20 protein-coding genes and 1 pseudogene are annotated in these 21,694 nt (G+C 46.7%); 15 read left to right on the top strand and 6 right to left on the bottom strand.

From position 1 onward, the window contains the following. Positions 1–74 precede the first annotated feature (74 nt). Positions 75–317, bottom strand: coding sequence for an orange carotenoid protein N-terminal domain-containing protein (locus ACE1CM_RS32110; RefSeq protein ID WP_374882929.1), 243 nt, complete (start codon positions 315–317; stop codon positions 75–77). Positions 318–504: 187 nt separating this feature from the next. On the opposite strand from ACE1CM_RS32110, the gene queG reads away from it, so the two are divergent. The 3 genes from queG (at position 505) to ACE1CM_RS32095 (ending at position 4,061) form a co-directional block, all read left to right on the top strand. Continuing rightward, positions 505–1,464: a tRNA epoxyqueuosine(34) reductase QueG gene (gene queG, locus ACE1CM_RS32105; RefSeq protein WP_374882928.1), complete on the top strand. Its 960-nt coding sequence runs from the start codon at positions 505–507 to the stop codon at positions 1,462–1,464. Positions 1,465–1,547: 83 nt separating this feature from the next. Further along, entirely contained in the window at positions 1,548–2,183 is a 636-nt protein-coding gene (locus ACE1CM_RS32100) for an HAD-IA family hydrolase (RefSeq protein ID WP_374882927.1), read from the top strand. 963 nt (positions 2,184–3,146) lie between these two features. After that, positions 3,147–4,061, top strand: a complete 915-nt coding sequence (locus tag ACE1CM_RS32095) for an MBL fold metallo-hydrolase (protein ID WP_374882971.1) — start codon at positions 3,147–3,149, stop codon at positions 4,059–4,061. A gap of 521 nt (positions 4,062–4,582) precedes the next feature. On the opposite strand, the gene ACE1CM_RS32090 is transcribed toward ACE1CM_RS32095, so the two are convergent. Beyond that, complete coding sequence (locus ACE1CM_RS32090) at positions 4,583–5,011, bottom strand: RNA-guided endonuclease InsQ/TnpB family protein (RefSeq protein ID WP_374882926.1); 429 nt, start codon at positions 5,009–5,011, stop codon at positions 4,583–4,585. 257 nt (positions 5,012–5,268) lie between these two features. Continuing rightward, positions 5,269–5,367, bottom strand: a complete 99-nt coding sequence (locus tag ACE1CM_RS32085) for a helix-turn-helix domain-containing protein (protein WP_374882925.1) — start codon at positions 5,365–5,367, stop codon at positions 5,269–5,271. A gap of 224 nt (positions 5,368–5,591) precedes the next feature. Between ACE1CM_RS32085 and ACE1CM_RS32080 the strand changes: the two genes are divergently transcribed. From ACE1CM_RS32080 to secA, 8 genes are all read left to right on the top strand, one after another. Further along, entirely contained in the window at positions 5,592–5,795 is a 204-nt protein-coding gene (locus ACE1CM_RS32080) for a hypothetical protein (protein WP_374882924.1), read from the top strand. 11 nt (positions 5,796–5,806) lie between these two features. After that, a complete protein-coding gene (locus ACE1CM_RS32075) occupies positions 5,807–6,877 on the top strand; it encodes a bifunctional riboflavin kinase/FAD synthetase (protein WP_374882923.1) in 1,071 nt (356 codons plus the stop codon). An 85-nt stretch (positions 6,878–6,962) separates the two neighbouring features. Further along, on the top strand, positions 6,963–7,871 hold the full coding sequence (locus ACE1CM_RS32070; protein WP_374882922.1) for an AAA family ATPase: 909 nt from the start codon (positions 6,963–6,965) through the stop codon (positions 7,869–7,871). Position 7,872: 1 nt separating this feature from the next. After that, complete coding sequence (locus ACE1CM_RS32065) at positions 7,873–8,043, top strand: hypothetical protein (RefSeq protein ID WP_374882921.1); 171 nt, start codon at positions 7,873–7,875, stop codon at positions 8,041–8,043. Positions 8,044–8,188: 145 nt separating this feature from the next. After that, positions 8,189–9,493 carry an RNA-guided endonuclease IscB gene (iscB, locus tag ACE1CM_RS32060; protein ID WP_374882920.1) on the top strand — a complete coding sequence of 435 codons (1,305 nt, stop codon included), beginning with the start codon at positions 8,189–8,191 and terminating at the stop codon, positions 9,491–9,493. Positions 9,494–9,520: 27 nt separating this feature from the next. After that, positions 9,521–10,156, top strand: a complete 636-nt coding sequence (locus ACE1CM_RS32055; protein ID WP_374882970.1) for a class I SAM-dependent methyltransferase — start codon at positions 9,521–9,523, stop codon at positions 10,154–10,156. Between the two features lie 51 nt (positions 10,157–10,207). Beyond that, positions 10,208–10,876, top strand: coding sequence for a diheme cytochrome C (locus tag ACE1CM_RS32050; RefSeq protein ID WP_374882919.1), 669 nt, complete (start codon positions 10,208–10,210; stop codon positions 10,874–10,876). A gap of 309 nt (positions 10,877–11,185) precedes the next feature. Next, positions 11,186–13,975 carry a preprotein translocase subunit SecA gene (secA, locus tag ACE1CM_RS32045; RefSeq protein WP_374882918.1) on the top strand — a complete coding sequence of 930 codons (2,790 nt, stop codon included), beginning with the start codon at positions 11,186–11,188 and terminating at the stop codon, positions 13,973–13,975. A 146-nt stretch (positions 13,976–14,121) separates the two neighbouring features. Here secA and ACE1CM_RS32040 read toward each other — a convergent pair whose 3' ends face one another. After that, positions 14,122–17,082, bottom strand: coding sequence for a GAF domain-containing protein (locus tag ACE1CM_RS32040; RefSeq protein WP_374882917.1), 2,961 nt, complete (start codon positions 17,080–17,082; stop codon positions 14,122–14,124). A gap of 126 nt (positions 17,083–17,208) precedes the next feature. On the opposite strand from ACE1CM_RS32040, the gene ACE1CM_RS32035 reads away from it, so the two are divergent. From ACE1CM_RS32035 to ACE1CM_RS32020, 4 genes and pseudogenes are all read left to right on the top strand, one after another. Beyond that, the gene (locus ACE1CM_RS32035) at positions 17,209–18,333 is read left to right on the top strand and encodes a quinone-dependent dihydroorotate dehydrogenase (protein WP_374882916.1); all 1,125 of its coding nucleotides are present in this window, start codon (positions 17,209–17,211) and stop codon (positions 18,331–18,333) included. 67 nt (positions 18,334–18,400) lie between these two features. Next, positions 18,401–18,544, top strand: a pseudogene (locus ACE1CM_RS32030) (hypothetical protein); the annotation flags it as partial. Next, a complete protein-coding gene (locus ACE1CM_RS32025) occupies positions 18,502–18,651 on the top strand; it encodes a hypothetical protein (RefSeq protein WP_374882915.1) in 150 nt (49 codons plus the stop codon). The pseudogene ACE1CM_RS32030 and the gene ACE1CM_RS32025, both read left to right, overlap by 43 nt. Then, positions 18,648–18,863: a hypothetical protein gene (locus tag ACE1CM_RS32020; protein ID WP_374882914.1), complete on the top strand. Its 216-nt coding sequence runs from the start codon at positions 18,648–18,650 to the stop codon at positions 18,861–18,863. The genes ACE1CM_RS32025 and ACE1CM_RS32020 overlap by 4 nt, the downstream gene beginning before the upstream one ends. Before the next feature lie 149 nt (positions 18,864–19,012). On the opposite strand, the gene ACE1CM_RS32015 is transcribed toward ACE1CM_RS32020, so the two are convergent. Further along, positions 19,013–19,813 (bottom strand): Rho termination factor, encoded by an 801-nt coding sequence (locus ACE1CM_RS32015; protein ID WP_374882913.1) that lies wholly within the window; start codon positions 19,811–19,813, stop codon positions 19,013–19,015. Beyond that, positions 19,806–21,167 carry an AAA family ATPase gene (locus ACE1CM_RS32010; protein WP_374882912.1) on the bottom strand — a complete coding sequence of 454 codons (1,362 nt, stop codon included), beginning with the start codon at positions 21,165–21,167 and terminating at the stop codon, positions 19,806–19,808. The genes ACE1CM_RS32015 and ACE1CM_RS32010 overlap by 8 nt, the downstream gene beginning before the upstream one ends. Positions 21,168–21,694: the final 527 nt, after the last annotated feature.

The following is a 21,694-nucleotide window of genomic DNA, read 5'->3' as shown; positions in this document are numbered from 1 at the left end:
TACCTGTTGTGAGTGCGATCTTAATTTTATCTTGGTTTCTGCTGGTCAAATATCAGCAAAACTTCACATTATCCTCAGTGTTTAGGGAGATTTAGGCAGAAATAGGTAGATTTTTTCAAACTGTTTTTACCCCCAGGTGCGGCAGGGGTAATCGAACGACCCATTTCCGTGTAGATATACCAAAGTGCTGCCAGCTGGTCATCGACGCTCAGACGCTTGAATAAAGCAGTGGTAGCGGGAACCGCATCAGCCAACTGGTTGTTAGCAGCAAAGGGGTTAGAAAACCGGGTTGAAGCAAAGTCTGCCGTGAAGGTCATATCTTTAAAAGAGATTCTTGATAACTACTGATCCAAACAATGGAGTTCGTGAATCTCTGCTCCTTGATTTACAGTATGATACTTTTATTTAAGAATTGTAAATAATTTTTACCAATCCTACAGTTGCAAAATTATAATTGCAAATTTGGCTAAAATGCGATCTGGATCGCGTGACCAGTTCGACTGCGTGAGTTATAATCCGTCGCCACAAATTGACGTGAAGCAAAAAGCCTTGGAGTTGGGATTCCACAAGGTTGGGATTGCAGCCGTCAATCAAGTAGACGCGCAAGATGTGCAGCGATGGCAGGCATGGCTCGCACTGGGGTATCATGCCGACATGGAATGGATGGCGAATCCCAAGCGACAGGACATCCGCTTGGTGATGCCAGAAGTGCGAAGTGTTGTTTGCGTCGCCCTCAACTACTACACCGGACACCAGCGTCCTGAAGGGCAGGAATACGCCAAAATCTCCCGTTACGCTTGGGGACGGGATTACCACAAAGTCATGCATAAAAAGCTCAAGGCACTAGCTTTATGGTTAGAAGCGCAAGGGGAAGGTATTGTTGCTCGTTACTATGCCGATACTGGACCAGTGCAAGATAAAGTATGGGCGCAGCAAGCTGGAATTGGTTGGATTGCCAAAAATGGTAATGTAATAACGCGGGAGTATGGTTCTTGGGTATTTTTGGGGGAAATTATCACCAATTTTGACTTGATAACCGATCGACCCCATACCCAACACTGCGGTAGTTGTACTCGTTGTATCGAGGCATGTCCGACAGGAGCGATCGCCCAACCTTTTATAGTAGATGCCAATCGCTGCATCGCTTACCATACAATTGAAAATCGGGCAGAAAAATTGCCAGATGCGATCGCATCCCAAATGCAAGGCTGGGTTGCTGGTTGCGATATTTGTCAAGACGTTTGCCCTTGGAATCACCGCTTTGCCAAACCCACGGATGTCGGGGAATTTCAGCCATATCCTGGCAATATAGACCCCAAGCTGACAGAATTAGCTGAAATCGCCCCTCAAGAGTGGGATACGCGATTTCGGGCATCCGCACTGCGAAGAATTAAACCCCAGATGCTGCGGCGGAATGCCCGTGCTAACCTTGAGGCAAACCAAAGGTTAATGGGTGATGGGTAATGGCTAATAGAAAAAAATATTCACCAATTAGCAATTAGCAATCAGCAATTACCAATTACCAATTACCAATTACCAATTTAAAAATGCTCAAAGCAATCATTTTTGATTTTGATGGCACAGTTGCCGATACATTCGATACCATCGTGGCTATTTCTAATCGGTTAGCTTTAGAATTTGGCTATAAGCAAGCTGCCCCAGAGGAAATAGAACAAATTAGAAATTTAAGCTCCAGGGAAATTATTAGACAATCGGGCGTTTCAATTTTTAAATTACCTTTTATTTTGAGAAGATTAAAGAATGAATTAAACAATGAAATTTCTAGATTAAATCCATTACCAGGGATTGACGAAGCGTTATCAGAACTGAAAATGCAAGGGTATAGATTGGGGATTATAACGTCTAACGACAGAGAAAATGTCATGTTGTTTATGGAAAAGAATAAATTACAAGAATTGTTTGATTTTATTTATTCAGGAGCAAATATTTTTGGGAAAAGTCGGGTGATTAATCGTTTTTTAAAGCAAGCTAACTTAACTCCAGAAGAGGTTATTTATGTGGGAGACGAAACCCGAGATATAGAAGCGGCAAAAAGAAGTCAGATAAAAATGATTGCAGTGAGTTGGGGGTTTAATTCAAAAACCGTGTTAGCCGAACACAACCCAGATTTTCTCATCCACCATCCCAACGAACTGATTCAAGTGATAAGCACATTACGGTAAAACGGGGTTTGTATAAAATTGCTCAAGGATGGTTAATTAACGCCGAGGGCAACAGCGTTGCCAATATCCTGAGAAAAGTAGCTGTACAGCTAGGTTTAAACATAGTCGAGGCGGGGAAGGGAGCCTTGAGACAAAGGCAACGGATTGATTGATTTGGGCGCCGAAGTAAATAAATCCGTAAGCGTTGCTTAGAGAGGCTTGCAGCCGCCGTAGCAACATCCGATCCAGTTTCCCCTGTTTCTGAAAGGGGGAGATATCAAGTCCTTGTGGCAAATAACTAGACTCCAGTGTCCGAGATCACCGTCAGAGGTTCGAGTAGGCTGATAGTATGAGAAACCAATACCCCAAGCATCTTCCGCGCCTAGATTACCTCAAAAAGTAGGCTCGCTTAATCAGGGCAACACCTGCATCTCCCCCAGACCAACCCTCGCTACCACTGGCGATAGACCCCCACAAGGGTTTAAGGTGGTTCCCAGCGCGGCACGAAAGTAAAATCCGCGCCAGCTCTGGCACAGCCATTGGCACGGTTGTTGTGGTTGCACAACTCGTGGACGGTTTGAACCCCAGGCTGCCAATCGCTGTTTAAACTTAGTAAAAAATGGTGAAAAAACAGTGGCTTCAGTCCCAGTTTAAAGATTATGATGAGCGTTTATTGGAGTCTATGGCATGGGGGACTTTCATGCAGCAGCTTTTCCCTTTTCTGCAACCCCAAGGGGCGCAGGAAATGGAACCGTTGAAAGGCAAGCCTCGCCATGTCAGACTGGGGTCGCCTGCCCTATGTTGGTCAGCCCACACAGTGAGATTGCCGTGGCAAGGTTACCGGGTCATTCCCAGGCGTAGAGTGAAGCTAAAGCAGTCGTGCAAAACGTCTAGGCAAAAGGCTTGGGATTAGATAGTACAGGCGGTCGCAAAAGTATCAACCCCATCCAGAAATTGGCAGAGGAAAAAAAGCAAGCAACACCCATGTCTAGTATGCAAAACCAGTTCACAATACACTTTTGGGGAGTTAGAGGAAGCATCCCCTGTCCGGGAACCCACACAGTGCGCTACGGCGGCAATACACCTTGTGTGGAAATGCGCGTGGGTGGTAAGCGCCTGATTTTTGACGGTGGCACCGGCCTGCGGGTTTTGGGGCAAAGCCTGCTATCTCAGATGCCGGTAGAAGCCCACATGTTCTTCACCCACTCCCATTGGGATCACATACAAGGATTTCCCTTCTTTACACCAGCCTTCATTAAGGGAAATCACTTCCATATATACGGAGCTATAGCGCCCAACGGTTCCACAATCAAGCAGCGTATGCACGACCAAATGCTCCATCCAAATTTTCCCGTGCCGCTACAAATTATGGGAGCAGAGCTGGAATTTTACGATATCGAGGTGGGAAAACCAGTTCCATTGGACGATATAACCATAGAAATAGCCTCGCTCAACCATCCGGGACAAGCAGTGGGTTACCGCGTCAACTGGCACGGTAAAGCAGCTGCTTATATCACCGACACAGAACATCTACCCGACCGCTTGGATGAAGAAGTTTTGTGGCTGGCTCGTAATGCAGACGTCATCATCTACGATGCCACCTACACCGATGAAGAATACCACTCGCCCAAGTCCAGCAAAGTGGGGTGGGGACATTCCACTTGGCAGGAAGCAGTCAAGGTAGCTATTGCAGCCAACGTCAAGAAACTGGTAATATTCCACCACGACCCGCTACACGACGACGATTTCTTAGACAGCGTTGGAGAGCAGGTGCAACAAAAGTTCCCCAACGCGGTGATGGCAAGGGAAGGAATGTCGCTGACATTGGAAATGGAAAACCTGGGGGAGTCTAAAGCGGCGCCGGAGGAGGTAAAGGGATTGTCCGTTACTTTGACGTGACAAACTCCTGCGCCAAATGCAATCAGGTGAAAAAAGGGGGCTGGTGGAAAACGTGAACTACCCCAACCCATAGGCGGACGGGGCTTCTGTACTCACCGGGGAGTACACTAGATGAGACTTTCGCCCCATCTTTGGTCTGATCTCCCCGACTACAGCAAAAGACGGCTGAACCATCCCCATGGGAGCATTCTGATACCCTCTGCTCTAATATTTATCGCTGCGTTCCCATCGCGGTCACGATCGGTACCTCAATCAGGGCAAGTCCACTCGCTCATTTCTAACGGCATTTCATTGACCTGACAGTAACAACTACAGCAGAGTTTGGAACTGGGGAACCATCTATCAATCTCAACCAACGCCAGCGCCAAAGCGCTCTAGCTTATAGGCTAAAAAGTTGGTAAATGTTCCCCATCCAGCATCAGCTATTGCCTTTGCCAAATTGTGGTTACGTTCGCTCAGCTGGCGCTTCGCGCATACCATGGGCAATGACCATGAAGATTTTCTATTATGACAGCAATGGCTTAGCTGACCAACTTATAACTAAGTTTATAGAGAAAATATTGCCGCGAGTTGCTAACGAGTTCGTACACCTTGGCAACAACTTTTCTGTATTTGTTTCTTGACCTACTTCCTTTTTGTTTACGCGCTAGCTTTTTCTGCTTACGCAAGAGATTTTTCTCATGCTTGGCAAGATGCTTGGGATTGTCGTACTTTGATACTTTTTCGCCGTCAGTGACAACGGCAAAATACTTCAAGCCTAAGTCAATACCATAAATCTTACCTTCCGATGTAGAGGGTTTTTTGCAGGCTACTTCGGTCAAAATAGACGCAAAATACTTGCCTGATGGAGTCTTGCTAACGGTAACGGTCTTTATCTTCCCCTCAATAGGTCTATGGATTTTGGCCTTGACTATCCCGATATTGCCAGTCAGCTTGACATTGCCATCCACAATCTTGACGTTTTGAGGATACTGGATTGACTGCTTACCGTGCTTGGACTTGAACTATGGAAACTTGCACGTTTCTCAAAAAAGTTTTTGTACGCTGTTGTTAAGTTTAGCGTTGTGGCCTGTAAAACTTGGCTGTAACAATCAGCTAGCCACAGCTTTTCCTCTTGCTTCTTGAGTTTTGGCAACAGTGCATTGTGTGCTACCTGTCCAAGTCCCTTGCCAGTGGTTTTATCCGTTTCAATTGATTTGTTTAGCGCCTAATTCCACCACCAGCGAGCTACCCCAAATGTTTGAGACAAAAGTATCTCTTGTTGCTGAGATGGGTATAAACGGATTTGTACGGCTTTGTGCAGCACTCAATATTACCCCCTTGGCAAGCTTATCTTACTACATTCTGGGTTTATCATTAAAGGTTGTCCCGAAATATTTGTCAAAATCAATCGGGCGGGAGATGGGAAAAGTCAGGGGTATCGTAGCTTGCTGGTGCGAAGCGGTACCCCTGACTTTTCCCTTGCTATCCATCCCCACCGCACAGGCGGATGGGGAATTCCGCAGGTTTTGTTAACGCTGGGGGGTTTCGTTGTTAATCGTTCGCCCTAGTGGATCGCCACAAAGGGCAAAGGAAAAACCGACGTGGATCGATTGGCGATCGCGCCAACAGCAATACCCCCGCTTGGGATCCTTTGTTATATCTTTCACCAGACCCACGGGCGCTTTGCGCCTGCTTGCCAAACGCGATCGCCCCAATCCAAAAATTCCCGTATTTTTAACTCGATTTATGTAAAAATGTAAAGCGTGTGGCTTACCTCATCGCTAACAACAGTTCTAACTCCAACCGCAGTTGCCCTGGGAAATTTTGACGGCGTCCACCGAGGGCATCAGCAGGTTGTCAGACCCGTATTGCAAAGCGCTGCCATCCAAACCGGGCAACGCGCCTCCTTACAAGGGGGACAGCGGGAAATTTTGACCGACAACGCCACAGAAGGCAATCAAATACCATCCCAAGCAGAAACAACCGCGCGTCCTTATCCGACGGTTGTCAGCTTTTATCCGCATCCGCAGGAATTTTTTACAGGCCAACCCCGTGCCTTATTAACACCACCAAAAGAAAAAGCAATGGCACTGGGAAATCTGGGAGTAGAACAGCTAGTATTGCTGCCCTTCGATCGAGAATTAGCCGATTTAACGCCCCAGCAGTTTGTAGAAGAAATTTTAGTGCGGCGACTCAAAAGCCAGCGCATCAGTGTCGGACAGGATTTTCGCTTCGGGTGCAAGCGTACAGGTACTGCAACCGACTTGCAAGCGATCGCCGCCACCTATGGGATAGAAACAACAATTGTTGGTCTGCAAATCTGTTCTGGCGAAAGGATTAGCAGTTCCTTCATCCGCACTGCACTGACAGAAGGAGACATATCCAGGGCAAACCAGCTGCTGGGTCGCTCCTATACCCTGACGGGAACTGTCGTACAAGGTCAGCAGTTAGGCAGAACTATAGGATTTCCTACCGCCAATCTGCACCTGCCCCCCGAAAAGTTTTTGCCCCGCAAAGGCGTCTACGCAGTGCAAGTCAAGATCGAGAACGGCGATACGGCTAAAGCCACTCTCCGCGAACGCAGCAGCGAACCCGGAAACATTATGCCATGCCCGATTCCAGGGGTGATGAACATCGGTTGCCGTCCTACAGTTAAGGGTACAACTCCCACCGTGGAAGTTTACCTGATAGACTGGACAGGAGATTTGTACGGACAAACCTTAACGGTAAGCCTAGAACAATTCCTGCGACCCGAACAAAAATTTGCTTCCCTAGATGAACTCAAGGCGCAAATACAAGCCGACTGCGACAAGGCCAGATCCGTATTAAAGTAATGGGAAATTTAAACTAGCAAATCGGGAAAAATAATCTCAATCGTAAATTACCCATTACCTATTACCAATTACCCATTACCCAATCATGAAAGATCGGATCGAGCAGCTAACTCAAAACCTGGGTCGTACAATTGTTGGCAAAGCCGATGCCATTCGCTTGGTGTTGGTGGCGTTGCTTTCTGGGGGACACGCCTTGCTAGAAGATGTCCCCGGCGTCGGCAAAACCTTGTTGGCAAAATCTCTGGCACGCTCAATTGATGGCAAATTTCAACGGCTGCAATGCACCCCCGATTTATTACCTACAGATATTACCGGCACGAATATTTGGAATCAACGCACGGGTGAGTTTGTGTTTCTCCCCGGCCCTGTTTTTACTAACATATTGCTAGCAGACGAAATTAACCGCGCTACACCCCGCACTCAATCGGCTTTGCTGGAAGTGATGGAAGAACGGCAGGTAACTGTAGATGGGATTTCGCGCCAAGTCGAGAGTCCGTTTTTTGTCATTGCTACTCAAAACCCGGTTGAATATCAAGGCACGTTTCCTCTGCCAGAAGCGCAAATGGATCGGTTTACGCTTTCTTTGAGTTTAGGCTATCCCACAGAAGCGGAAGAACTGCAAATGTTGCAACGGTTGCAAGAGCGCGTCACCGTTGATGAATTGAAACCTTGCATTTCTCTAGAGGAAGTGCAACAGTTACAGCATTTATGTCAGCAAGTAAAGGTAGAAACACCTTTACAACAGTATATTTTGAATCTGGTAAGGGCAACGCGGGAAGATGAAGAAATTACGTTGGGCGTCAGTCCTCGCGGTGCAGTTGCCTTGCAGCGGGCAACTCAGGCGCTAGCATTTTTGGAAGGACGGGATTATGCTATTCCCGATGATGTTAAATTTTTGACAACCCACGTATTGTCCCATCGCCTGATCCCAACGGGGGGACGGCGGGCAAAAACAATTGTAGAACGGCTGATGCGATCGGTGCCGATTCCCTAGTATGAATACGCCGCAGTTTGATTTTGAAGCTTTATTTGACGCAGATTATCTATACTTTTACGCGCCGCTGATAACAGCAGAACGAAGCTATCCACCAAACAGCGGACAAAAGTGGACAACCGCTGCAAACGCTGAAGAGATAGCCAGCCTCAGTTACAAAACTACGTTTTGAGGGTCATGACACCTACAGGTACTTTCCAGCTTGTAGCCCTGTCGTCAATAGTTAAACATCCCTATTTGGTTAAGGAAGTGCGATTGACCTCACAAGCCCTCAAAACATTGGCGAGGAAAACATTACCCCGAAAGGGAGGACATTCATGTCTAACTTTGTATTTGTTATCGATACCAACGGACAACAACTTAACCCAGTACACCCAGGACAAGCGAGGCGATTGTTAAAACTCCGAAAAGCCGCTATTTATCGGCGTTACCCATTGACAATTGTACTCAAATACCCAGTATCTCAACCCAAATTACAGCCCCATCAATTAAAAATCGATCCGGGTTCCAAAGTTAGTGGACTAGCAATTGTCCGAAATGACAAAGTAATCTGGGGTGCCGAATTAACCCATAGGGGACAGCAAATTAACAACAACTTAGAATCCCGTCGTGCAATTCGCCGTCACCGCAGAAACCGAAAAACCAGGTATCGCAAACCAAGGTTTTTAAATCGCACTCGCAAAGCAGGATGGTTGCCACCTAGCATCGAATCGAGAATCGAAAACATTCTGACTTGGGTCAACCGCATCCGCCGATACGTGCCGATTGCAGGGATATCTCAGGAGTTGGTGAAATTTGATACCCAGGCAATGGAAAACCCCGAAATATCAGGCATTGAATACCAACAAGGGCAGCTCGCAGGTTACGAGATTCGAGAATATTTATTAGAAAAATGGGGCAGAAAATGTGCTTATTGCAACACAGAAAATGTCCCCTTAGAAATTGAACACATCCACCCCAAATCAAAGGGAGGCAGTTCCCGAGTATCTAATTTAACAATTGCTTGTAGAGCTTGCAACGCAGCCAAAGGAAATCTAGACGTTAAAGATTTCTTAGCAGAAAAACCCGACTTATTAAATCGGCTCTTAACAGGAGTCAAACAACCATTGAAAGATGCAGCAGCAGTAAATAGTATCCGCTGGCAACTCTGCAACAGATTAAAAGAAACATCATTACCAGTAGAAACCTCAACAGGCGGTCGAACCAAATACAATCGTACTCGATTGGGGCTGCCGAAAACTCATTGGTTAGATGCAGCTTGCGTGGGAGTAGTGGGACACCTAAAAATCTTGACTTCACAGCCTTTGTCAATCTCAGCCAAAGGATGGGGCAGCCGTCAGATGTGTCAGACTAATAAATATGGCTTTCCAATTAAACACAAGACACGATGTAAGGAATTTTTTGGCTTTGAAACTGGCGACATGGTACAAGCAACCCTCAAGAGAGGCAAATTTGCTGGGACTCATGTTGGCAGACTAATTGTACGAGCAAGTGGAGTTTTTGAGATGATTTGTGAAACAGGAAAAGTTAGTCCTGTGCGTCACAAATATTGTAGGGCAATACACCGTAATGATGGCTATATGTATTCGTTGTCCGCTTTTGTCCAGTGTATCGGCAATTAGAGGTGTCGCGATCGCGATGTAGACTTAATCGGGCGTCTGCTTGGTTTGGAACCGGGAATGACAGTTTTGGATCTCGCCTGCGGACATGGGCGGATTGCTAACAGACTGGCAAAACGCGGTTGTCACGTAACAGGGTTGGATGCTTCCGCCTTTTTTCTCGATATAGCGCGTCGCGAGGCCGCAGAGTGGGGCGTCGAAGTAGAATATATTCAGGGGGATATGCGCTCTCTGCCTTGGACAGAACATTTCGACTGCATCATCATCTGGTTAACTGCTTTCGGCTACTTTGAGGACGAGGATAACCGTCGGGTATTAACTGAAGCTAACCGCGCCTTGAAAGCCGGTGGTAAGCTAATCTTGGACTCATTTAACCGCGATTTAATGCTCAAGCAGTTTCGGCCTGAAATGGTGACCGAACGCGATGGAAACTACGCCATTGACCGTCACCGATATGATATCTTGACGGGTCGTTCCTACAGCGAAAAAATTATCATTAAAGATGGAAAGATTCGGCGGATGGAGTACTTCGTTCGCTATTTTACTTATACTGAAATTCGGGACTGGTGTTTGCAAGCTGGTTTTAGCCAGGTAGAAGGATATGGAGACGATGGCAAACCATTGACAATTGATAGCCAGAGAATGGATGCGATCGCCAAAAAATAAAGGAAAATTGTTATAACCAAAGAAAGCGGTGCTGGGCGACGAGAGTTAGTAATGGGACAACTGGTACGGTCAAAAATTCAACAAGAGTTACACAAGCGATCGCCAGTCGTTTTATTCATGCTACTGGTTCTGTGGAGTGTTGTCATTGGCTGGAGTTTAACCCTGATAACAGCTCTTCCCGCTCAAACCGAACCCGCCTCAAAAAATTTTAAGTCCGTCAGTGCCGATATTACTGGTATTACTTATTACTCTCAGTTAGATTCAGCCAACCCGCCCGTACCCAATGCTGAAGGAATAGTCAGCGGTTCAACTCAAAATTCCATCGGCACTGTTGACGTAATTCCCAGACGCTACCAACTAGGGCAACAACTTTATCTGGAAAACTGCGCCACCTGCCATATCGGGTTACCCCCAGCAGTTCTGCCAACGCAAACTTGGCGAGACTTGCTGGAAGACTCGGAACACTATGGCAGGCAGCTAAAACCTCTGGTAGATCCAGAGCGCCTACTCGTGTGGGACTACCTACGAACCTTCTCCCGCCCCATTACAGAACAAGAACAAACTCCCTATCGAGTTGCCCAATCTAGATATTTTAAAGCACTTCATCCTCAAGTTAAACTGCCCCAGTCGGTGACGATGGCTAGTTGTATCAGCTGTCACCCCGGTACGGGAGAATACGATTTTCGCACCCTCAGTTCCGAGTGGCAAAACGCTCCGTAAAGCCAGCAAAAAGCTACCAGAACGGCAAAATTACTACTTTTTGGTTCGGCAATTGCTCCTATTGCCAGCCAATAGCTTTATCGCTTCATTGGGTTCAAAATGATACCATGAAGATATTGTTATCTCCTGCCATTGTTAACGTCAACAACGTTAATGGCTGATAATGGAAAGTCAAAGACATTCCTGTAACAAAAGCTATTGGCGATCGCAATAAAAAAGCAGGCTTGTAGTAGGCGCTGCCATCGCATACTACGAACCAACAATTTTCACTTTGTTTCAACTAACAACTAACAAGTTTGAGCGACTACAATGTTAAAAACTTTGCTGGGCGATCCGAATGCTCGTAAACTCAAAAAATACCAGCCATTAGTGACTGAAATTAATCTCCTAGAAGACGAATTACAGCAACTTTCCGATCGGGAACTAACCGGGAAAACAGCCGAGTACAAAGAGCGATTGGCAAAGGGAGAAACTCTAGATGAATTGCTGCCAGAAGCTTTTGCTACCGTGCGGGAAGCTGGTCGCCGCGTCTTGGGATTGAGACACTTTGATGTGCAACTTTTGGGCGGTATGGTATTGCATTCCGGTCAAATTGCTGAAATGAAAACGGGTGAAGGTAAAACCTTGGTTGCTACTCTCCCCGCTTATCTAAATGCCCTCTCAGGTAAAGGGGTGCATATCATCACCGTCAACGATTATTTGGCACGTCGGGACGCGGAATGGATGGGACAAGTCCATCGCTTTTTGGGACTGAGTGTCGGACTAATACAAAGTGGAATGGAACCCAGAGAGCGGCAAAAAAATTACGCATGCGATATCACGTATGCAACTAATAGCGAGATCGGCTTTGATTATTTGCGGGACAATATGGCAACCTCTATGGAAGAGGTGGTGCAGCGCCCGTTTAACTACTGCGTAATTGATGAAGTTGACTCGATTTTAATTGATGAAGCTCGCACGCCGCTGATTATTTCTGGTCAAGTCGAACGCCCCAGCGAAAAATACATCCGGGCGTCACAAGTCGCGCTGGGACTGAATAGTGAAGAGCATTACGAGGTAGATGAAAAAGCTCGCAACGTAATTTTGTCAGATGAAGGGTTTGCCCAAGCTGAAAAGCTACTGGAAGTGAACGATTTATTCGACCCGAATGACCCCTGGGCGCACTACATTTTCAACGCGATTAAAGCTAAAGAACTGTTCATCAAAGACGTAAATTACATCGTCCGTAACGGCGAAGTTACTATCGTCGATGAATTTACCGGACGGGTGCTGCAAGGACGGCGTTGGAGCGATGGTTTGCACCAAGCAATTGAAGCTAAAGAACGAGTGGAAATTCAACCAGAAACTCAAACTTTGGCGACGATTACTTATCAAAATTTGTTCTTGTTGTATCCTAAGCTCGGCGGGATGACGGGGACTGCCAAAACCGAAGAAGCCGAATTTGAAAAGATTTACAAGCTGGAAGTAACGATTATTCCCACCAACCGTCCTACCGGACGTCGGGATGTATCGGATGTGGTTTATAAAACCGAAATGGCAAAGTGGAAAGCTGTCGCCGAAGAGTGCGCCGAATTGCACGAAATTGGTCGCCCGATACTCGTGGGAACTACCAGCGTGGAAAAATCTGAATTGCTTTCCAGATTATTGCGCGAGCGCGATATTACCCACAACTTGCTTAACGCTAAACCAGAAAACGTGGAACGGGAATCTGAGATTATAGCACAAGCGGGACGCAAGGGAGCAGTGACGATCGCTACGAATATGGCGGGACGGGGAACCGACATTATCTTAGGCGGTAACGCCGAATATATGGCGCGGTTAAAGTTGCGGGAATACTTGCTACCCCGCATCGTCCAGCAAGAAGAAGATAGCTTTGCGGTGACGCGGGTGCCAGGGGCAGAACGCGATCGCAGTGGCGGTCAAGGGTTCGTTCCCGGCAAGAAAGTCAAGACTTGGAAAGCTTCTCCCCAAATTTATCCGACTCAATTAAGCAAGGCCACCGAGGCAGCGCTCAAAGAAGCGGTAGAATTTGCCGTGCGGGAGTATGGGGAACGCAGTATGCCCGAACTGGAAGCGGAAGATAAGGTGGCGATCGCATCGGAAAAAGCCCCCACGGAAGACCCGGTAATTCAAAAGCTGCGGAACGTTTATAACCGCATCCGCGAGGAATACGAAGTCTTCACGAAAGCGGAACATAATGAAGTCGTAAAATTAGGCGGATTGCACGTAATTGGCACAGAACGCCACGAATCGCGCCGCATCGATAATCAATTGCGCGGACGTGCGGGACGGCAAGGCGACCCCGGATCGACTAAGTTTTTCCTCAGTTTGGAAGATAACTTATTGCGGATCTTTGGGGGCGATCGCGTCAAAAATATGATGGATGCTTTCCGCGTCGAAGAAGACATGCCGATCGAGTCGGGAATGCTCACCCGTTCCTTAGAAGGCGCGCAGAAAAAGGTCGAAACCTACTACTACGACATCCGCAAACAGGTGTTTGAATACGACGAAGTGATGAACAATCAACGTCGGGCGATCTACGCCGAACGTCGCCGGGTGTTGGAAGGTCAAGACTTGAAAGAACAGGTGATTAAGTATGCCGAAAAAACGATGGATGACATCGTGGAAGCATATATTAACCCCGAACTACCTTCGGAAGAATGGAAGTTACCCGAAATGGTCGCTAAAGTGAAAGAATTTGTCTATCTACTTAGCGACCTAGAACCAGAACAACTCGAAGACTTGTCGATGAACGAAATTAAAATGTTCTTGCAAGAACAAGTCCGAATTGCTTACGACATTAAAGAAGCGCAAATCGAGCAAGTTAGCACCGGATTGATGCGTCAAGCCGAACGTTTCTTTATCTTGCAACAAATCGATACCTTGTGGCGGGAACACTTGCAAGCAATGGATGCCCTGCGGGAGTCGGTGGGACTGCGCGGTTACGGTCAACAAGACCCGCTGATCGAGTACAAGAGCGAAGGATACGAAATGTTCCTAGAAATGATGACCGCGATTCGTCGCAACGTCGTCTATTCGCTGTTCCAGTTCCAACCTCAGATTCAAGCACCCGTGCAAGCAACGTCGGAAGTTGGCTAATGGCTAATGGCTAATGGCTAATGGTTAATGGCTAATGGTTAAAGCAATCGCAATCGGCAATTAGCTATTAACCCAAGTTATTAGTTACAAACTGTAATTTTGCTTAGATTGCTAAAATTTTTCCCTCGGCAATTAGCCATTAGCAATTAGCCATTAGCTACGATCAAAGGCAACAACAACCGAGTTAAAATGCGACCGTCTTCAACCTGGTAAAGCTTGAGTTTGCCTCCAATTTGCTGCACCAGGGATTGGCAAATCCTTAGTTGCAGTCCGGGAGGTTGGTTCAAGCTAGAAGGAGCGAGTTCGTCCCAGGGGCGTTGTCGGAATTCGGCAATCAGTTGGGGGTCGATGACGCCGTTGTCGGTAATGGATAGCTCTAAAAGGGGATTGAGCATCGGTTCGGATAAGTCCCCAATCGCCATGTTGCCCGATTTTCCCTTGCCCACGATGCGATACCAAATGTCGATCTTTCCGCCTTGGGGTGCGCGATCGCCAGCAGCGCTCAAGACTTCGTATAGTATTAATTCGATTTTGAATAATTCCCCGCTAAAGCTAATGGGGATCTTTTGGTTATGTTCGCTCCTGATTTCGTGGAGTTGGGACCAGAGTCGGCGTTCTTTGAGCAGGGGGTCAATGCGTTCGAGGGCGCGCTTCAGCAAAGTGGTGAGGGAAATCGTTTCTTTGCTAAGTTCCCCCAAGTCCTTAATCGAGCGCATTTTCCACTCCTCGGTAGAAAGCAGGTGCCCCATCGCCAACAGCGAGTTGCTGAGTTGCTGGCAGATCTGCCGCACCCTGGTTTGCAGGATCTCGGGTTCTTTTGAGTCTAACTGGGACAGCACTTTTACCCCAGCCTCTAGGCAGCGGTGGAAGTCTTCCATGGATCTATGCTTGTACCAGTTTAAGCGTTCCAATTCTTGCCGCTGGGATTGCAGGTGGTGCGCCAGCATCAAGTAGCGGCGAAACCAAGCTAACTGCGTCACCAAAAGGCCGAAAGCTGGCAGCGCCATTTCCGACCAGCGACGACCTGGCTTGTCTGCCACCACCACCACGCCGGTGGGTTCGTATTCGGGAGCAGTCCGCAACGCCATCACTAAAATCTCGCCAATGCCGGAGCCTATTAGCCACTGTCTGGTGTCCGGTGATAACTGATCCACCCGCTTGATTACAAGGCTGTCCTCCACCAGTGCGGCTTGAATCAGCTTATCCGTATCGATGGGGACGACAGCATTTAAATTGACGGCAAACTGCTGGTTCGCAATAACACCCGCTACTATCCGCCCCACCTGCTCTCCCGGCGACCAAGCCACCAAAGCAACTAAGGGACACGCGAGCATTTGGGCGATGGGTTGCAGAACTGTCCCTTCGTAAGTGCGAATCTCCAAGTTGGTGTCTGGTGTTACCTGAGTAGGCAACAAAGGTTGAGCAGAGGCAAGGGTTGAGAGTCCCCATTGCAAGGACTGGAAGATTTTTTGCTGGGATAAGACTTGTCTTTGCAGCTGCCATTGGTGGACAATCAAGCCAATCTGTTGAGCCACGACACGGATTAGTTCTCGCTCGGCATGAGTCCAAGTGCGGGGAGTTTCGTAACCGAATGCCAGCAGCCCTTCCAGGTGTCCTTCCGAACTGGTGCGGGAAATCAGCAGCGATCGCACTCCCGCTTCTAGCAATCCCTCGCGCCAACTCGTCAGCTTTAGATCTGCGGTCAAATCTTCTATTTCCACCGATTCGGTGCTGCTGACAAATTGCCAATCCACTTCGTTGAGGGCAGGTAAGTAGTGGGCGATCCCTGATGAGTCCTCCTTCAGTGGTGAGGAATGACTTTCTTTACCATGACGCAGGGAAGCCCCTAGGGGTTGTCGGTTTGCTGGATGGTTTTGGTAACAAATTTCAAACTTGCCAGATTCTGAGTCAAACAGCAGCACGAGAAAACGCGCTTGCTGTAAGCGGTGGGACAGGTTGTCGGCACATGTTTTAAGCGTCGCCTGCCAGTCTTGTTCGCTAGCGATCGCCCGCGCTAACTCCGCCGTCAGAATTTGGTCTTGTTTAGTTTGTTCGATGGTAGCTTCCATCCGTTCGATCGGGGCGATCAACGCCACTAACTGCGCCGCACCGCGCACGAAGCTTTTTTCTTGTTCCTGCCAAATGCGCGGATCGTTGCCTTCTACCGCCAAAAAGCCCAGCAATTCGTCTTGCAACAAAATGGGCGCTGCCAGCAAACTCCGCACCCCTAACCGCTGCAATAACCGACTCGTCAAATCCGCCTTCAGAGAACTGTGCGCCTCCCCAATCGAGACAACTTGATCGCGTACCATCGCCTTATAGAAACCACCCGCCTCCTGGACGGTAATCCCCGCCGCGCTGTCTTTGCCTCCAATGCTGCTCGTCGTCCGGTTCCCCACTCGACGCCAGAAGTAGCGTTTTTCCGGTTCAAACCAGTAAATATTCGTGCGCGTTGGCTTGACAAATGCATGAGTTTGTGATACAACAACCTCTAAACGCTGCCACATGGTGGGCAAAGTCCGCAGTTCGTTGAGCAGAGCCAACAAAGGCTCGTCGGGACGCTTGGCTTGCTGGTGCTGCCAATCAGTTTCGATTTGATTCAAAGCCGCCGCCAGTCCCCCCAACAGGATTGACAGCCTTGCTTTTTCGTCAGCGCGGGGGGAAATGCCCCAGCCCTCTTGTCCCAGCAGCGCCAAGCCGAAGCAGCGATCGCGGTAGCGGATGGGGTAAATCAGCGTTCCCCGAATGTTAAACGTTTGCGCCGCCTTGCGCCATTCCCCCGCACGGGTTTCTTCTTGCAAGTCCGGTACGCCGATGGGTCTTTGCTGAATCACCACCTGTTCCAGCAGATCGCCGGGATTGAGGAAAAATCGCTGGTTTAAAAACCCGCTCCCGCCGGTGGGGGTAATGCCTCCTTTACCCAAGATCCGGTGATCCAAGCGATCGTAGAAACCAATCCAAATTAAGCTGTAATTTAATTCTGTTTGGAGATAACTGACGGTAGTTTCAATTAGAACATCTACATTATCCTCTTCTCGGAGGGTTTGGAGAACGCGCCCCAAGGTAACAATCTGTTTATCTTCATTAGGTATTGGCTGCTCACCCATTTGCTACAACTCCCGTTAAATCGGGGAAATGAAAGCGTTGTATGAATACTTATATGAGAAAGTATGAAAATAAGGGATGGGAGAATTTAAAATCGTCGTGGAACACTTAGACGTATAAATTGCACCTTGGATATTTATAAAGCCGGTTTACGACCTATTTTGTTTGGATTAAAGCTAGATCCAGAATTTTTGCATCAACAGACCATAGGAATTTTAAGCTGGCTGGCTCGAGAAGGGGAGCGAAACCCCGCGTTTTGGCTGCGATCGCAATTGCAGCAATCTTGCTGCTTTGGCGATGCACGCCTCAAACAAACGCTTTGGGGACTAAATTTCCCAAACCCAATGGGGTTAGCCGCCGGGTTTGATAAAAACGGTACTGCTTCAGGAAGTTGGGAAGCGCTTGGTTTTGGCTTTGCCGAGTTAGGTACTGTAACCTTCCATCCCCAACAGGGTAACCCCCGTCCCCGCTTATTCCGCTTGCCCTTGGATCGGGCTGTTTTAAACCGTATGGGATTTAATAATAGCGGAGCAGCGGCGATGGCGAGCCAGCTTTGTGAAACTTGGCAGTATCGTCCACGAAGTATACCGATTGGGATTAATCTCGGTAAATCTAAGGTAACACCCTTGCCAGAGGCTCCCAGTGATTATTTAGCAAGTTTTCGGTTGCTGAAAGAATTGGGGGATTATTTTGTCGTTAATGTATCTTCTCCCAATACGCCTGGGTTGCGGAGTCTGCAAGATGCGCCTCAGTTGAGTGGGATTTTGGACGCCCTACAACAGGAAAACCAAGGTGCTAAGCCAATTTTAGTCAAGATTGCACCGGATTTGGAGTGGGATGCGATCGCTGATGTCCTCCAGGTGGCGCAAACCCATCACCTAGCTGGGATTATCGCGACTAATACTACGATTAGTCGCGAGGGGTTGAAAACTGAGTTTGTTTCAACGGGGAATTCGGTTAAAGAGGAAGCAGGTGGGATTAGCGGTGCGCCTTTACGTCAGCGATCGACGGAGGTAATTAGGTTTATTTGGCGCGAAACAAAAGGGCAGTTACCGATTATTGGGGTGGGAGGTATTTTTAATGCTGAAGATGCTTGGGAAAAGATTACTGCTGGGGCAAGTTTGATTCAAGTTTATACGGGTTTGGTTTATCAGGGGCCGTTGATGGTACGGCGTGTTTTAGAGGGGTTGGTGAGGAAATTAGAGGAAAGGGGATTGTCGAGTATTTCTGAGGCAATTGGAAAAGAGAATTGAACCACAGAGGCGCAGAGGACGCAGAGGAAGAGGGTAGGGAGAGGCGATCGTTGTTTAGAATATCTAGATAACCAGGACTTACGCAAAGTTTCTGTGTGTAGGGTGCGTTACGCTATCGCTAACGCACCATGACATTGAGAATATTCCTACCCCAGAACAGATGTTGAGTTGTTTTATTCTCAGCTATTGGGCAACAAAAATGTATTTGCCTATTTTTATAATTCCTCTGATGAACGGACTGGAGATGTGTTTTTATTCGATGGTGAAGAAACTGAGATATCGATCTATCTTAATGGTGAATGGAGGTTTGAGACATGAAACCGGATTTTGCAGCAATGAGTCGCAAGGAGTTGCGAGCTTATATTCTTAAATATCCAGATGATGATGAAGCTTTTTATGCTTACATGGACAGGTTAAAGCAAAACCCAAATAAAAGTCCACTTTTTCCAGCACCTAAGTCAATTGACGATTTGAAAAATTTTCCGGAATTGCTGGAAAAATACCGTCAGCAGCGACAAGGAGAATTGTAGGGTGGGGGATGCGATCGCACCATCCGTTCGTAGTAGGCGCTTGGGCGCCGTACCGCAGCCATATCGCATCAACTGTGACATTTTACTCTTTCTTAAACAAAACTTAAGCACGACGAGGCCAGAAACTCGATTTATTTGGGCAATTTCTGTTAAAGAGTAAACACTTTTTTTAGAGTCTTGATTTTTGCCGTATCTATCCCACATTCAAGTTTGGCGATAGGGTTCAAACTTTTCCACTTGCCTTTACTCGCTGTAAAGATAATGTCTGCTGCTTTTTCTGGTTCAACTGTTTCAAACCCGCCTATTTTACTGGTGGATAAATAGCTTATCCGGCTCAAAATATCATCTCTGGATGCGCGTTTAATACTGACAGCTTCCGGCGCTGGGGGAGGCGGTGCAGATGGTTTTGGCGGTGAGAGGAAGAAGACTTTGGAAAGGGCATCTAACTTTTTGCCCTTTGTAATTCCGCATTTTAAGTTAGTAATAGGGTTAAAGTTTGACCAATTTTCCCTGTTAGCTTCTGCAATTCGATTAGCAGCTACAACTGCATCGACTCCCTTTAATGCACTACCCGGTTCGGCAATTAAGTATCTCAGTGCAGCTAGAATAGTATCTCTTGATGCTGTAGTAAGATTGACCTTGGGAATCGCTTCCCGCGCCATGATTTTTGCCTGATCAATGTTTTTGTTGTCTGGTTCAATTACAATACACCAGACTCTTTCTAATTCAGCTTGTTGTGCAACTGCATAAACAAAGTGATTGCTAACAACTTGATACTGATAGTCCCCATTTTCTTTGACAATTACAGGAACCCAATTACGCCCATCCGTTTGCAATACAGCCTCTGCTGCTGCTTTGATGATAAATTCTGATTCATTAGATTGATATTCAGAGTTAATACTTTCTAATGGCAAGTGCATCAGCTTACCTACATCATCAAATTTACCCATGTAAAAAATACTCCTTAGCTAAACCAAGATAGTTTTCTGCTACAGTCTTGTTTAAAAAAACTGCGGGAACATGCGAGAACGCAGCATTGGCAACAGTTGCATGATTGGGAATACTGAAAATAGTTTGATCAATATTCCCTTGTGTGGCTTTAGGCCAGTAGTATGGTAACAGATTAAAAGCGGGTTGTGCTTGTTGTGCTTTGGTAATAATTTGTTTAATTTCAGTGTTGGTAATTTTATGTTGAGCTTCTGTCATCTTTTCTCCATTAAAAAAGATAGGTAACGCAATTGGCCCTCCATCTTTTCTTTCTTTCTGAATGTCTGGTATAAACTTTGTAATCACCCTTGCCGCATTGTGTAACGATGTCGCTCCATTATGCTTTGTGGGAATGAGTACTACATCGGAAGCGGCAACACCACTCTGACTAAAAAACAGCCATTGTGTTGGGCAATCAATTAATATGTAATCGTAATCATAAACAAAAGCCTTAAGTAAATCTCGCAATCTTCTTACTCCTTTTTGGATTTGGGCATCCATGTTGTTATCTGTCCATTCTTGCATTCTCCGATCTGATGGAATAACATCAAACATATGCAAGCGATTCCCTTGTTTATCTGCTGGACTAAAAGGCACAACTGTATTGCGTACATCAAGTTTTGTATCGGCAAGACAATCTAATAAACTGGTATTCCCAACTTCGAGTTTAAGAGATGTAGTTAAATCTCTTTGTAAATCAAAATCAACTAAAAGAACTTTTTTATGCTGTTTCTTCAAAATAGCCGCTAAATTGATGACTGTTGTAGTTTTTCCTACTCCTCCTTTATTGTTGTAAACACAGACAGTTAACGCTGTTGGTGGCTTGTTAATCAAATGCTTGATATTGGCAACAATATCAGCAATATTGTCTTTCTTAATTAACTCGCAGCGAGTTGCTGGAAATACAACCTTTCCATGTCGCCGGAATAGCTGTATGTGAACTGAATTTGTAATAATGCCCCATTGAGCAGTGTGACACTTAGGGGAAAGCAGATACTTTTCAAGCTGTTTCCTAGTTTTTAAGTAGTGAGGAGTGCCTTCTGATAAGTCGATCTTTGCTCCTCCCGTTGAGCGTGCTTTGACTTCAACAAGTAAATAAGGATTAATTTGAGAATTAAAGAAAATATCATTAGTGTTTGTATTGTGACGAGCTGCAAAGTCAACTTTATTAGCTCCTGGCCCTGTGTTAAAATTTGGACGGCGTTCTTGATCTGAAAATCCGAGTTCCTCAAGAAGAGGCTTCGCAAATTGATCGCAAATGACTTGTTGTACAGGCTCATCTGGCAGAATGTTGTCTAAAATATCGTTCCAATTCATCAGTAGCATTACGTAGTTCCTATGGAGTTGGATGAGTTAGCTAGCTTTTCTAAGTACATATAATTATACGTGTTACTGATATCGCATCCGTATTTTCCTGGATTTATACCAATTTCCCTTGATAATGCTACAGATCAAAGTATTGTAGGGGCGGGTTTTACCAATAACCTGTGACAAAAACAAACCATTCAAATAAACCCGCCCTACGCCTTGTGTGGCACATTGATGGGAAAACGGTATTATATGATGTCCGCTAGCATCAGTTGTATATAGTTGATTGTGCGAAAAAGCGTTTTTTCTCCCCCAGCTCCCCAGCTCCCCCAGCTCCCCCAGCTCCCCAAACGCAACCGATGCAACCGGACACGATATTATATGATGTCCGGTCGATTACCCATAAAAAGACGCCGGGACACGGCACGATTAACGTCCATTGTTTGTCCGAGATATCTATGATGCCGTGTCCCTACGCAACGACAGAGTGATGTTTTTTTATTATGGGCAAATTCAACGGACATCATATTAACCCC

This window comes from Microseira sp. BLCC-F43, from assembly GCF_041929235.1.
Classification (GTDB): Bacteria; Cyanobacteriota; Cyanobacteriia; order Cyanobacteriales; family Aerosakkonemataceae; genus Microseira.
The sequence above is the reverse complement of the archived record's forward strand: the minus strand, read 5'-3'. Positions and strand labels throughout refer to the sequence as shown.